Annotated in this window: 11 protein-coding genes; 6 read left to right on the forward strand and 5 right to left on the reverse strand. The window is 42.7% G+C overall.

Annotation, left to right across the window (positions count from 1 at the left end; all coding sequences use genetic code 11):
* Positions 1 to 195: 195 nt before the first annotated feature.
* Entirely contained in the window at positions 196 to 1,023 is an 828-nt protein-coding gene (locus tag KTE19_RS10545; protein ID WP_217161269.1) for a Cof-type HAD-IIB family hydrolase, read from the reverse strand.
* A 78-nt stretch (positions 1,024 to 1,101) separates the two neighbouring features.
* Here KTE19_RS10545 and KTE19_RS10550 point away from each other — a divergent pair, with 78 nt between their 5' ends.
* On the forward strand, positions 1,102 to 2,466 hold the full coding sequence (locus tag KTE19_RS10550; protein ID WP_217161268.1) for an RsmF rRNA methyltransferase first C-terminal domain-containing protein: 1,365 nt from the start codon (positions 1,102 to 1,104) through the stop codon (positions 2,464 to 2,466).
* 202 nt (positions 2,467 to 2,668) lie between these two features.
* Here the strand turns inward: KTE19_RS10550 and fni are convergent, their stop codons facing one another.
* The 4 genes from fni to mvk are packed head-to-tail and all read right to left on the reverse strand — an operon-like array spanning position 2,669 to position 6,756.
* The gene (fni, locus tag KTE19_RS10555; protein WP_217342259.1) at positions 2,669 to 3,703 is read right to left on the reverse strand and encodes a type 2 isopentenyl-diphosphate Delta-isomerase; all 1,035 of its coding nucleotides are present in this window, start codon (positions 3,701 to 3,703) and stop codon (positions 2,669 to 2,671) included.
* A gap of 3 nt (positions 3,704 to 3,706) precedes the next feature.
* Positions 3,707 to 4,792, reverse strand: a complete 1,086-nt coding sequence (locus KTE19_RS10560) for a phosphomevalonate kinase (RefSeq protein ID WP_249778390.1) — start codon at positions 4,790 to 4,792, stop codon at positions 3,707 to 3,709.
* 19 nt (positions 4,793 to 4,811) lie between these two features.
* Positions 4,812 to 5,798, reverse strand: a complete 987-nt coding sequence (gene mvaD / locus KTE19_RS10565; protein WP_249778639.1) for a diphosphomevalonate decarboxylase — start codon at positions 5,796 to 5,798, stop codon at positions 4,812 to 4,814.
* A complete protein-coding gene (gene mvk, locus KTE19_RS10570) occupies positions 5,779 to 6,756 on the reverse strand; it encodes a mevalonate kinase (protein WP_217161266.1) in 978 nt (325 codons plus the stop codon). The genes mvaD and mvk overlap by 20 nt, the downstream gene beginning before the upstream one ends.
* A gap of 195 nt (positions 6,757 to 6,951) precedes the next feature.
* Between mvk and KTE19_RS10575 the strand changes: the two genes are divergently transcribed.
* The 5 genes from KTE19_RS10575 (at position 6,952) to KTE19_RS10595 (ending at position 13,626) form a co-directional block, all read left to right on the forward strand.
* Positions 6,952 to 9,786, forward strand: a complete 2,835-nt coding sequence (locus tag KTE19_RS10575) for a helicase C-terminal domain-containing protein (protein WP_217161265.1) — start codon at positions 6,952 to 6,954, stop codon at positions 9,784 to 9,786.
* Between the two features lie 185 nt (positions 9,787 to 9,971).
* Positions 9,972 to 10,358 (forward strand): cell wall elongation regulator TseB-like domain-containing protein, encoded by a 387-nt coding sequence (locus tag KTE19_RS10580; RefSeq protein ID WP_225427235.1) that lies wholly within the window; start codon positions 9,972 to 9,974, stop codon positions 10,356 to 10,358.
* A 21-nt stretch (positions 10,359 to 10,379) separates the two neighbouring features.
* Positions 10,380 to 11,600 (forward strand): pyridoxal phosphate-dependent aminotransferase, encoded by a 1,221-nt coding sequence (locus KTE19_RS10585; protein WP_217161264.1) that lies wholly within the window; start codon positions 10,380 to 10,382, stop codon positions 11,598 to 11,600.
* The gene (asnS, locus tag KTE19_RS10590) at positions 11,587 to 12,882 is read left to right on the forward strand and encodes an asparagine--tRNA ligase (protein ID WP_217161263.1); all 1,296 of its coding nucleotides are present in this window, start codon (positions 11,587 to 11,589) and stop codon (positions 12,880 to 12,882) included. The genes KTE19_RS10585 and asnS overlap by 14 nt, the downstream gene beginning before the upstream one ends.
* A 36-nt stretch (positions 12,883 to 12,918) precedes the next feature.
* Entirely contained in the window at positions 12,919 to 13,626 is a 708-nt protein-coding gene (locus tag KTE19_RS10595; protein ID WP_217161262.1) for a DnaD domain-containing protein, read from the forward strand.
* The last annotated feature ends 142 nt before the right edge of the window (positions 13,627 to 13,768 follow it).

The raw sequence follows: 13,768 nt of genomic DNA on the forward strand, positions 1-13,768 counted from the left end.
TTATTCTAACGAGAAACAAAAAATCTGTCATCAGTAATAGATAAAATCTATTACCAACAACAGATATTGTAGAACCAAAATAGAATGACCGCGCTATTTGCGTAATTTTTGGGATTATATCGCTAACGTCCGATTATCAATAGAATTTAAATCATTGAGGTACTTTTCACCGACGATTCCGATCGCCGATAGAAGTCATTGGTTGACTGCCAGATCTAAATGTTCTTGTAAATAACGGGCAACGCCGTCGTTCTCATTCGTGTACTCCGTGACGTCGTCCGCCAATTCTTTAATTTGTGAGTTGGCATTTTTCATGGCAACGCCTGTTCCAGCAAACGCCATCATGGTAGCGTCGTTACTTTCATCACCAAACGCAATAATATCACGTTGCAGGATGCCATAATAATCCGCTAGAAATTTGAGGCCGGTTGACTTGTGGACGCCTTTTGTTGCGATTTCTACGATGGGATGGGGGCCACCCCAAGGCGATACTTCTACTTGGTCGCCAAATTGATTCTTAACGAAATCAATCAAGCCAGCCTTTAACTCGGGCTTAACTTCAACGGTAATGCTGATGGGGTTGTCTTTTAAGCTTTGCTGACTCAGAATTTGGTTGGTTTTCAAAGTGCTCGGGAAGAAGCCAAAGCCACTTTTCAGACCGTGATTGGCTAAAAACAGATTCCGCCCTTCTACAGCAATTAATGACAGGCCAAGTTCTTGGCTCTTTTCAAGCAACTCCATCACAATTTCTTTGTCAATTGTGTACTGATATTCGCGAGGCCACTGTTGATGTGGTAAAATGCCAAGGTTACCATTAAAATTAATCATTGGTGTATTTAAATTAAGTTCATCATAAAAGTTTTCAGATATTCGGTTAGGACGACCAGTAACCAGACTCACAACACAACCGGCTTTAACTGCCTGATTGATTGTTGTTTTTGTTTGAGGGCTGATTTTGCCGTCGTTATTCAACGTCGTCCCATCTAAATCAAGCGCAATTAGTTTCTTTGTAATGATGCTCACTCCTTTAATTACGTATTGCTTTATGTTATCTGATTATTAATATTTCGTCAATCATTGACACCGAAAAGGAAGATAAGAATGGATTTACCTACTGACTTTATTAACAAGTATCAAAAATTAATGGGCAAGCCGGAAGCTGACAAATTTATTGCAAGTTTCTCAGAACCGGCTAATCACGGTTTCCGACTCAATCCATTAAAGAATGTGAAGCCTAAAGATTTGGATTATCGTTATCCGACCGACCATTGCCAATTTGGGTACCGTGGAACTGTTAGCGGAAAAAGCGTTGGCCACCAAGCAGGGGCAGTTTATAGTCAAGAACCCAGCGCTATGTATGTTGGGGAAGTTGCTCATCCACAACTGAATGAAAAGGTGCTTGATTTATGCGCGGCACCAGGTGGAAAAACAACTCACTTGGGCAGTTATTTGCAGAATGCGGGATTGCTTATTGCCAACGAAATTGATTCCAAGCGGGCGAAAGTCCTTGTTGAGAATGTGGAACGTTTTTCGTTCACCAACACGATTGTCACGAACACTAATCCCGATGCTTTGGCTGAAAAGTTGCCTGGTTATTTTGATCGATTGTTAGTGGATGCACCGTGTTCGGGGGAAGGGATGTTTCGTAAGGATCCTGAAGCTGTCCAATATTGGAATAAGGATTATCCGACTGAATGTGCAACCCGACAGCGAACAATTTTAGCCGCAGCTGTGAAGAATTTGCGGCCTGGCGGGGAGCTTATTTATTCAACTTGTACCTTTGCCCCAGAAGAAGACGAACAAATCATTTCTTGGTTAGTTACTAATTATGATTTCGAAATTTTACCGGTCAAGAAATTCCCGGGGATGGACTCTGGAATTCCAGAGTGGGCTGATGGTAACGAAGCATTACGGAACTGTGTCCGAATTTTCCCCCATCATTTCAAGGGGGAAGGGCACTTCATTGCCAAGTTAAGAAAGTTGGGCAACCCCGTCAACCAGGAGACGCGTGATCGTCCTGCTAAGATTAGTCGGAATATTTCTGACTTATCCCGTGATCAGCAGCAACTTTGGCAGGCGTTTAAGAAAGAAACGCTGAACTCGGCTTCATTTGGTCGGTTGGTTAGCTTTAAAGATGATTTATATGCTGTTCCAGAAATCACACCTAACTTGGACGGCATTAAAATTGTGCGGTTAGGATTAAAATTGGGAACGTTCAAGAAAAAGCGGTTTGAACCCAGCTATGCACTTGCCTTAGCGTTGAAACCGAGCGAGTTAAAACACACCATTAACATTAATGATGAAGATTGGGCTAAATACGTTCATGGGGATACTTTCCAAGTTGATCGAGAATTAATGAAGGGATGGTATCAAATTGTGTGTGAGGACCTCCCAGTTGGGTTTGTAAAGGTTGTGAATGGCACCGCCAAGAATTTCTTTCCTAAGGGGTTAAGATTTAGCGTATAACAGAACAATCTAAAATACGGACAATAGACGGTTTGAGCCTCGAATTTGAGCCAAAAGAAGCAATGCATTCTGATTTTGGAATGCACTGCTTCTTTTGGTTTAAATGGCAGGAATCAGCCATTTGTCGCACGTTTTATCAGTAACAAAATGGGAAACCAAGTTGCATTTATAAGTCCTTTGCCCGCCTGTTGTTAGCTTGTTTTTAGTAGCTGAGATGTCGTTGTTGCATATATGACATCAATTGAGGAGATAAAATCATTTTTTTGCTTTTCAACTCATTAATCGTGTGACAATTTTGCATTAACATGATTGCTTTTAAACCGTATTTCCAGTTGTTGATAGTCTTAATCACTTCCTGTTTGTCATGTTTGATAACCTGATTAAGAAAATAACCGGCAACGCCGACTGCTGAACTCCCAAGTGCAAGGCACTTAGCAACATCTAGTGGCGACTTAATGCCCCCAGAGGCAATCATTGTTGCTTGATTCTGGAATTGCCGGCTTTCCAATAAGGATTCCGTCGTCGTTAATCCCCAGTTTTCAAGGTAACCCATATCTTTTGAATGTCGGCGAAAGTTTTCAATCTTGGCAAAATCGGTTCCGCCACGACCACTCACGTTGATATATTTAACACCCATATTGATTAATTGATGAATCGTTTCTTGACTAATCCCAAAGCCAACTTCTTTAACGATGACCGGAACTTGAACTTTGGCGATGATTTCAGCAATGTTTTCAGTAAAATGAAATTCTCGATCTCCCTCAGGCATAATCAACTCTTGGGCCGTATTAATGTGAACTTCCAGAGCGTCCGCTGAAATCATCTCGATCGCAGCTAATGCATCGGTAGCGGAACGATTAGCACCAATATTGGCAAAGATGGGGCCGTCCGGATTCACTTGGCGGACGATTTTAAATGTATCTTTTAAAGATGGGTCACTCAATGCCACGCTTTGAGACCCAACTGCCATTGCAATACCGGTTTGAGCGGCAATCTCAGCGAGAGCGGCATTAATCTTTTTGGTATATTCACTACCACCAGAAATTGCCTCCAAATAAAATGGGGCCGGTAATTCAACTGGGCCAATGTGGGTCGCTAAATCAATTTCATCAAGAGAAACCTTTGGCAGTCCAGTATTGACAAAACGGAGGTCATCAAAAGAATCGACATCATCCCGATAAAATTTCTCGGCTAATGAAACGTGTTCATCTTTTCGATGTGAGTGTTTTGAAATCATAGTTTACTCCTTATTCAGGTCGATGACCGGGTGCACATTGAGTGCAAGCTGGGTGATGCCGTTTTCTTTCCAGCGTTCGATCATTGAATCAACGTTGACCTGCTTATCGATCACAACGATCCCACAATCGCCACCACCGGCCCCAGAAGATTTAGCGGCAGCGGTGTTTTCTACAGCAATGTCGCACATCTTTTTTAAAGTTGGGGTTTCAATTGCGACCTTGGTAAAGTCTGCAAGTTGCTGCAAAATTTCCCGGTTGCGTTTAATTCCCGTCTTGATGCGTTCCAAGCTGCCATCCTTAAATCCTTGGATTAAATCTTCAAGACAGTTCTTGCTGTCCCGAAGGAATTCGGCATAAATTTGGTGTTGCCGACTTTTCTGAATGGCCACCTTATCAACCAAGTGAGAGGTTGATGCCGGCGTCCCGGTCCAGCCGATAATCAATCGAAGGTTATCAGGTTGGGTTAATTGGGTGATCTTTAAGGATGGCCAAGGTTGGTTAACCAATTCAGTTAAACTTTGTTGGGTCCGGGCAGCCAATAACCAATCCCGGTCAAATGACCAGTAGGCAATCCAACCCCCGTACACACTGGCGGCAATGTCGCCTAATGAACCGTTGCCTTGAACGTCTAAATGGGCAATTGCGGATAATTTGAACAATTGGCTCTTGGTTAGTGGTAATTTGTAAAACTGACACAGGGCTTTAACCGTTGCAACGGTCACGGCAGCTGAGGAGCCTAAGCCGTATTTCTTGCCGTTTGGGCTGTCAAGATCACTATTGATTCGTAGATCATAAAGTTCCATCGGCCGACCGAGTGCTTGGGCATATTCCTCAGTCAGGCGGATGGCTGAAATTATGTAATTAAAAGTATTATCACGATTATCCAAGATCATTTGGTCACCTTGACGACGCCAAAGAACTGAATCATCACGATATTGTTTGGAAACGATACTGCCATAAGATTTGCTCTGAGAAATTTCTACGGTTACAAATTGGTTCAATGCCACAATAATAGAAGGGTAGCCAGTCTCGACCACCGCGTATTCTCCTGCAATGTATAATTTTCCTGGAGCTTTGACCGTAATCAACCGATCATTTCCTTTCTGGTTATAAATATTGAACACCGGGACCCGCTTGCAACGTGGTGACTCGTTTTGGCCCCAGTAGTTTAGTAAATGCGCCCACAATCTGCGGTTTGTTTGCTTGCTGGCAGATGACTTTAACGTTTGGGCCGGCATCGATCGTATAGTAGCATTCAATGCCTTGATGTCTTAAACGCTTTACGAGGTTCATGGCCGTTAGGGTCTCACTGTTGAAATACATAAAATCCGGTGCCGCACTAAGCGTCAAGGCATGCATTCTCATCGCGTTCAGTTCGCTGATCGTCCCAAACTTGGTAAAATCGTTTGCGACGATTGCCAATTTGATATCTACCAAATCATTTTGAGCTACATTGACCCAAGTTGGATAGTAGGGGGAAGTGGTGACTGATCGATTCATACCTTCCCGGCTGGAAATCGATTTCGGCTTACTTTCAACGGTGAGGGCAATGACTGAAATGTCTTTCAAGCCAGTCTGCTGAAGGGGGAAAGCGTATGAATCTGTGTCATCATGGCCACGTTGCCATTCAACAAAGCCGCCGAAAATGGAACGGCAAGCTGAACCTGAACCCCGGCGAGCAAGACGGGAAAGATCTGTTGATGTCAATTGAAGGCCGGCTGCTTTGCTGGCGGCTGCAGCCAACGCAGCAAATGCGGACGCAGAGGAAGCCAACCCGGCGGCAATTGGTACGTGATTAAGGGATATCACTTCGGCGGCAGCATTGATTCCGGCAAGCTGGCGAACCACGGTTAGAAAATCATGAACCCGCTGCCAACTTTTTCCGGAAACTGCGGCACCGTCGATCTCAACTTTGTCTGCTGACAGTGATTGATCAAATCGAACTGAAGTTTCTGTATAAAATTGGTCAAGGGTCAGTGACAAGCTGCTCGTGTAAGGAATGATGAGCCGCTCATCTTTTTTGCCCCAATATTTAATCAGAGCAATGTTGGTATGGGCTAAGGCACTCACTGGATCATTTGACAAGGTTGTCATGACGTTCTCCCGTAGAAAATTCGTAATTTTTGAATGATTGGATCCAAGTTTGAGTCGCACCGGCTTGGCGAAGCTTGGTGGAAATTACTTGGGCATCCCGTTGATTGCGGGCCAAAGCGATCATACAGCCGCCAAGGCCGCTGCCGGTAAGCTTGGCACCGAGAGCCTTATTAGTGACTGCAATTTGGCAAAATTTATCAAGTGTATTGGTACTAACACCCAATTGCGCAAGGTTCACCTGGCTATGATTCATTAATGTTCCTAGTAAGTCTTCATCTGAATCGGCCAACGCATCTCTGGCTGTATTGGCAATTCGTCCGAGTTGATCGATCATTGGGACGGCTATTTCGGCATCTTCAACAACGTTGTTATGAACCAATGAAACTGCCTCGCTGGTCTTCCCTTTAAGGCCACTATCGGCAATGACCAGGCACAGGTCAGAACTATGAAATTCGATTTGCTCATTAATTTGATTTTTAATAAACCAAATGGGTGCTTCTGAACTAGCCGTTGCAGCATCTAATCCACTTGGGTTGCCATGCGTAATTTTTTCCTCAATATCAGCTAATTCCAGTAGTTTTGCTCGAGTTAGTGACTTTTCAAAGAGGTCAAAAAAGCCGCGAACCAGTGCAACTGCAGTAGCAGCAGACGAGCCCATTCCTCGTTCTGAGGGAACTTTGCTGGTGATTGAGAGCTCAAATGGTAGATCAGGCGCATGAAATCGACTTAATAGCCGTTGAATTAAAACGCCAACGCCTTTGAGGTTATCGTTCATTTCGGAAATCGGTCCATCGAAGTATCGGCAATGGATTGTTTGCCCGATGGCCGTTAATCTGATGGCGACATTTACATCAACCGAATAGAGGGGAATGGCAATGGCCGGCTTTCCATAAACCACACTATGTTCCCCGAAAAAAATAATTTTTGCGTAACTTGTGCCGGTTGCTTTTTCTTTCAATCTTTATCCGCTCACTTTCAAACATTCCAATTTTATCATAATTAACCGTTGGAAGAAGCTTTTCATCATATTTTTAGAGTTTTATAAAAATTAGAAGTCATTTTATATGGTAGATTATCACAATGAGCTTGTAGTATTATTAACATTAGTGAACTTTTAAGAAAAATCACGATATTCATGAGATTGGTGAACACTATGAATTCAAAAACAACTTTTGCAGTTGTTGACATTGAAACGACCGGGACTGACCTAGCAGCAGGTAACCGGACCATCCAATTCAGCTGCTGTTTGGTTTCAGACAATAAAATAATTGATACCTTCGTGACTGACATTAATCCGCAGTGCGAGGTTCCCAACCGGATTGTCCAGTTAACGGGAATTAACAATGATCGCTTAAAAAAGGCCCCGACGTTTGATCAAGTAGCTGCTAAACTTTATGGCTTGCTGAGCGGGACTGTGTTTGTGGCGCATAACGTTAATTTTGATTTCCCATTTTTAAATGCTGAATTCCAGCGGGTGGGATATCCCGAACTTCAAATTGAAGCGATTGATACGGTTACGTTAAGCCAGATTCTCTTGCCAACGTTGGCAAGTTATCGGCTGCAGGACCTTAGTGCCTACTTCAATATTAAGCATGACCATCCCCACACGGCTGATAGCGATGCTTTGGCAACTGCCAAATTATTACTCATTTTATTGCGGCAAATTAAAGAATTGCCAAGCATTACTTTGGAACAAATTGTTAATGTCAGTCCGTCATTGCCACAGGATACACTGAAAGTCTTTCTGGACGCAAACGAAGTGAATCAAAAGAACCCCCGAAAACGGGAACTGCCTGCATACTTGAAATTGTCATCCGGGTTGGTGATTCGCCGGCGGGAAGTTGCTGACAATCTCAATGTTCGCCAGCCGGAGGCAAAATACCCGAAAACCCGCAAAGCTAAATCTAAAGTATTGCCTGATCAATTGGAATCGCGGCTTGAGCAAAACAAGATGATGAACTTAATCTACAACAATTACGCGGACCAGGCGCATCATTCAGCTAAGACAATGGTGATCGAAGCCCCGACTGGAATTGGTAAAAGTTTAGGCTATTGTTTGCCATTTTCATACCTTGCAACCCCGAAGAAGCCGGTTGTGATCAGTACGTCGACCACTTATTTACAATTTCAATTGCAAAACCAGACACTGCCAATGCTGAACCAAGAATTGCCGTTTAACGTTCGCAGCGTCACTTTGAAAGGGTCCAGACATTATTTGGATCTCTATAAATTCCGAAATCTCTTATTTGTGCCGGATAATTCGAATCAAACCCCGTTTATCAAAGCCCAGATGCTCGTTTGGCTGACGATTACCATAACAGGCGATTTAGATGAATTACATTTGAATGTTGACCAGACGCCATTTGTTTGGAAAATTCAGCACACCGGCGTGAAGTGGTTGGATCCCAATGAACCCTTTTATCAAGATGATTTTCTCCGTTACAATTTGCGCCGAGCCGAAATGGCTGATTTTATGATTGTTAACCACACGTATTTGATTAAAAATTGGCAGTATTTTAAAGCCTTACCAGCTAAACCGTATCTTTTGATTGATGAGACCCAGCAATTTGCTGAGACGGCGATCCGAAATAATCAAGAAAAGATTAAACCCTTATCGTTAATTTCGGCAATCAATAAGATTCTTGCCAGCATTAACCAAAGTCACGGCGAGAATATTCGCGATATCGTTGCCGGCAATGCCATCTTGGGTGACTTGACCAATCAACTGGAAAGTCAGCTTGAAGCAATTAAAGAACTGGTGAATGCGATCATTCGTACCTTTTATGATCAAGTTGTTAATCACAAAAAGCTTCATCGCAATGTTGATTTTTTTGAACGATTAATTCCGATTACTGAAATGAAGGATGCAACTAAAGCCAATCAAGCATTGATTCAGCGGCTCCGGGGATTGAAAGATCATACTGATGATTTGTTGGTTAAGCTCAATCGAGAAGTTGATCATACTTCAGATTCATTTACCAATCAGGATTTTATGGCAATCTATTCGTTCTTTGAGAATTATAATGACTTTAATGATCGACTCGCTGAGATGTTAGGAATTATCGATGTTGATGATCATTCCATTGAACAGCATGTCACTTGGATTACGATTAACCATGCGAAAGACGTGAACAGTTTGAATTTGAACCGAGGGATCTTAAAGACTGAAGACTATTTGAATGATCACATTTATTCCTCGTTTGAACCCACAACCTTTACGGGAGCAACTATTTTCTCATCTCGACGCTCCCAGTTTATTTATGATTTGTTGGGCATTGACCGAAAAAAATCAGCAGTTAAACGGTTAAAGAGTGATTTTAACCCGGCTGACCAAGCACGACTTTACTTGGTCACTGGTGAGAACGATGGGAAGTTTGCGACTAACTCGGATACCTATTTGCAGCAAACTGCCAACAATATTGAAGCAATTTATCGAAAAGGACCCCGGCAAACCCTTGTACTGTTCAATTCGTTGAATGCAATTGAACGCACTTACCGAATGCTTCAAGAGAGTGGCTTCACAGCTAATCATTTTGTCTTGGCCCAGGGGGTTCATGGGACTGCCACTAAGATCAGCAAGCAATTTGTTCATCACGAACCGGCAATCTTACTTGGAGCAAATACTTTCTGGCAGGGAGTTGATTTTCCAAGGCATTTGCTGGAAAATTTGGTGGTGGCTCAACTGCCATTTGACACACCGGCAGATCCCTATAACCACGCTTTGTATTCGATTGAACGCAGTAAAGGTAAAAATCCATTTTACAGTATCACGCTGCCAAAAGCGACGTTACGACTGCGACAAGGGATGGGGCGACTACTGCGTACCAGGGATGATTTTGGGACGATCTTTATCCTTGATCCACGATTGTTGACGAAACGCTACGGCAGTATTGTTCTTGCCAATTTACGCAATGAGATCCCAATTGTGAGGGGCGATATTAATGAATGTATTGCTGATATGGTTAAATTTTTCGAAAGCAAGGCCTAGAACGTCTCAAATAGGGCGGTTATTTGCTATAATAAATAACAATACTGATGTGAAAGGAAAACATTATGCAAAGGCAGCGTCGCATTAAAAAACAATCAAAAGTAAAAGTGTCATGGATTGTCACATCCGTTATTCTGGTCCTGCTTTTCTCCGTTTTTATTATTTTTCACCAAGCTGAAAAACCGATGAGGACGGCGAGAAGCCAAACGGTATCGATGGCTAAGAAGTACGCCGGGTTGACGACGGTGAGCTCGTTTTATTCGTCTAATCTGAATAAAACGTACTATTCGGTCGCTGGGACTGACAATAAGGGCAAAAAGATTTATGTCATTATTGCCAAGAAAGGCGGAACAATCACTGTGGTCAACCAGAGCAGCGGGTTATCCGTTGATGCGATTCGAAATGTTGTCCAAGAGAAAAAATCTCCGAAAAAAATCAATAGTATTAGCCTGACGCTTATCAAGGGCAAACCATATTGGGTGGTCAGCTATTTGAATTCCAGCAACAATTTGTGCTTTGCCACATTGAATTTCAAAACCGGCAATGTCTATCGATCAATTAACAACATCTAAACTAACTGAAGGGAAATTAATATGAAATTTTCAAAACGGATCAAGCACATCACCCCCTCTGCAACAATTGGGGTCTCGAATCGGGCTAAACAAATGGTTCGAAACGGGATCGATGTGATCAATCTCAGTATCGGTGAACCAGACTTCAAAACCCCCACTGTGATCACTGATGAGGCAATCGAAGCCATTCGAACTGGGAAAACCAGTTTTTATACTCCGGCTAGTGGATTAGATGACCTCAAGCAAGCCGCCGCCGATCGGACCAATATTGATTATGGGACCGACTATTCATCCGACCAGATTAGTATCACTTGTGGTGCTAAAACCGCTTTGTACGCTTTAATGCAGGTATTGGTGGATCCAGGCGATGAAGTTTTGATGCCTAAACCAAGCTGGGTGAGTTATCAAGAGCAAGTTATTTTGGCTGGTGGCAAGCCTGTGATGGTTGAAACCAACGATCATTTCAAAATTTCCCCAGAAACTTTGGATTGTGTGGTTAATGCCCATTCAAAGCTGTTGGTGATTAACACGCCGCAGAATCCTACTGGAACCATCTATTCGAGCAACGAGCTTGAAGACATCGGCAATTGGGCAGTTAATCACGGGATCGTGATTATTTCTGATGATATTTATGGCAAATTAATTTATAATAATAACCGGTTTTATTCCCCAATCCAATTAGGTGGTCGGATTGCCCAATCAACCATTTTAGTGAACGGGGTTTCAAAGGCTTATTCAATGACTGGTTGGCGGATTGGTTATATTGCCGGGTCAACTGAGTTAATTTCACGGGTCAATTCCGTGTTATCCCACATGACAGGAAATCCTGCAACGGTTAGTCAATATGCAGCAATCGCCGCGCTTCAATCAGATCAAGCAGATGTTGAAAGCATGCGGCAATCATTTGAGGATCGCCTCAATACCGTGTATCCATTAGTCAACGAAATCCCCGGCTTTGAAGTTGCAGAAAAGCCACAGGGAGCCTTTTATCTGTTTCCAAAGGTCACTGACGCCATGGGGTTAGTTGGGGTGACAAGTTCCGAACAACTCGTCGCTTGTTTATTGAATGAGGCCCACGTTGCAGTCGTGGATGGTTCTGCGTTTGGAATGCCTGGTTATTTACGAATCAGTTATGCAACCAGCTTGAATGATTTAAAGATTGGCATTACAAGAATTAAAGTATTTATGGATCAATATTTAGAGAAAGAGTTGTCTGGAGGAATTAGTAGTGAAGCAGATTAGTATGGTCGATGCACCCAAGTATGTAAACGAAAAAGTTAAGATGGGCGTTTGGCTCACCAATAAACGATCCAGTGGAAAAATTGCTTTTCTACAGTTGCGGGATGGAACGGCGTTTTTCCAAGGGGTTGTGGTTAAGAACAACGTTTCTCCTGAAACTTTCGAATTAGCTAAGGAAGTTAAGCAGGAAACCAGTATGTGGATTACTGGGATTATTCATGAAGATAGCCGCTCAAAGTTTGGCTACGAGATCGAGGTTGAAACGATTGAAGTGGTTTCTGAAACCCATGATTATCCAATCACGCCTAAGGAACACGGGGTCGACTTCTTGATGGATCATCGTCATCTTTGGTTACGATCTAGCCGCCCAAGCGCTGTGATGCGGATCCGAAATGAAGTTATCAAGGCTAGTTATGACTTTTTCTACAATGAGGGCTTTGTCAAAATTGATGCGCCGATCTTGACAGGTAGCGCACCTGAAGGCACCACAACTTTATTCCATACGGAGTATTTTGATCGGGATGCTTATCTATCCCAGAGTGGCCAGTTATATGAAGAGGCCGGCGCTGAGGCATTTGGTAAAGTGTTTTCATTTGGGCCTACCTTTAGAGCTGAAAAATCGAAAACACGTCGTCATTTGATTGAATTCTGGATGATCGAACCCGAAATGGCCTTTATGCATCAAGAACAAAGTTTGGAGATTCAAGAACGATACATTGCTTATTTGGTTACTCGAGTGATCGAAAATTGCAAGCATGAGCTGCAAACACTTGATCGTGATATCGACACCCTTAAGAAGTATACCGTCCTTCCTTATCCAAGAATTAGTTATGATGAGGCGATTGATATGCTCAAAAAGGGTGGTTTTGACCTTGAATGGGGCGTTGACTTTGGATCACCGGAAGAAACTTATCTGGCCGACCAATTTAAACAACCCGTATTTGTGTTGAATTATCCTAAAGCCATTAAGGCGTTTTATATGAAGCCGCATCCAACCAGGGATGATGTCGTGATCTGTGCCGACTTATTAGCACCTGAAGGCTATGGTGAAATCATTGGTGGTTCAGAACGGGCGACCGATTATGATTATTTGTATGATCAAATTGTTAAACACGATCTTGATCCGAATGAGTATTCCTGGTATTTGGACCTCCGAAAATACGGAAGTGTTCCTCACGCTGGATTCGGGCTTGGTCTCGAACGCTGTCTGACCTGGTTAACTGGTGAGGATCATGTTCGAGAAGCCATTCCATTCCCAAGATTGTTGAACCGGATTTACCCATAAATTAGAATTTGTTAAATTGAGAGTGAGGTAATTTGATTGGATGATTACGCACGCGAACTTCTCAACCAGGGTCAAACAACCGTTAATAACGATCTGTTAAAAAATTATCGCCGAATTGGTCTTAGCAATGAAGAACTACTGATATATCTGTTAATAAAGGGAAATCATGACTTAATTGTGCCAATGCCTGAAATTGGTGATTTACAACGACAGACGGGGTTGAGTGAACAGCAGCTTTTTAACTTGTTTCACCAAATGATCGAGAAAAAGTTGGCGGCTATTACCCAATTGAGCATTGAAGGCCAAAAAGTCGATGCTTATGACTTTACGCAGATGTATGACAAATTGGGGATTCTCAAGTCAGCTGAACATGGGCAAAATCAGCCATCCGCTCAACCTGTCAAAGTAAGCGAGCGGCAGACCGTTTTTGAAAGTATCGAGAAAGAGTTTGGCCGAACGTTATCACCCCTGGAGATGGAAACGATTAGTCAATGGTTGGATATAGACCATTACACCCCGGAAATCATTCAATTGGCTTTAAAAGAGGCGGTTTTAAGTCAGGTTTACAATCTGAAATATATGGACAGAATTTTGGTGAGCTGGGAGAAAAAGAACCTGAGGTCACCTCAACAGGTAGAAGCCTATCAGCATCAACGTAAATCAGCTGATAATGAGGCCCCAGCCAGATATCAGGGCCCCAAGATTCCGTTTATTGATTTGTCTGGAAATCCTGAACAAAAATAATTCGCTTGCTAAATTTTAAAACCGAGATATTCTACGATTTGATGAAAAGGACAAGCATTCCAAAAAGGTTCTACAATATCTGTTGTTGGTAATAGATTTTATCTATTACTGATGACAGATTTTTTGTTTCTCGTTAGAATAA

Source organism: Lentilactobacillus dabitei (assembly GCF_019061365.1).
Lineage (GTDB): Bacteria > Bacillota > Bacilli > Lactobacillales > Lactobacillaceae > Lentilactobacillus > Lentilactobacillus dabitei.

What these genes read in the sequence shown, in the direction of transcription:
- mvaD (WP_249778639.1), bottom strand. Translation starts at nt 5,798, where the DNA reads ATGACAACCTTGTCAAATGATCCAGTGAGTGCCTTAGCCCATACCAAC.
- KTE19_RS10585 (WP_217161264.1), top strand. Translation starts at nt 10,380, where the DNA reads ATGAAATTTTCAAAACGGATCAAGCACATCACCCCCTCTGCAACAATT.
- fni (WP_217342259.1), bottom strand. Translation starts at nt 3,703, where the DNA reads ATGATTTCAAAACACTCACATCGAAAAGATGAACACGTTTCATTAGCC.
- KTE19_RS10550 (WP_217161268.1), top strand. Translation starts at nt 1,102, where the DNA reads ATGGATTTACCTACTGACTTTATTAACAAGTATCAAAAATTAATGGGC.
- KTE19_RS10575 (WP_217161265.1), top strand. Translation starts at nt 6,952, where the DNA reads ATGAATTCAAAAACAACTTTTGCAGTTGTTGACATTGAAACGACCGGG.
- KTE19_RS10580 (WP_225427235.1), top strand. Translation starts at nt 9,972, where the DNA reads ATGAGGACGGCGAGAAGCCAAACGGTATCGATGGCTAAGAAGTACGCC.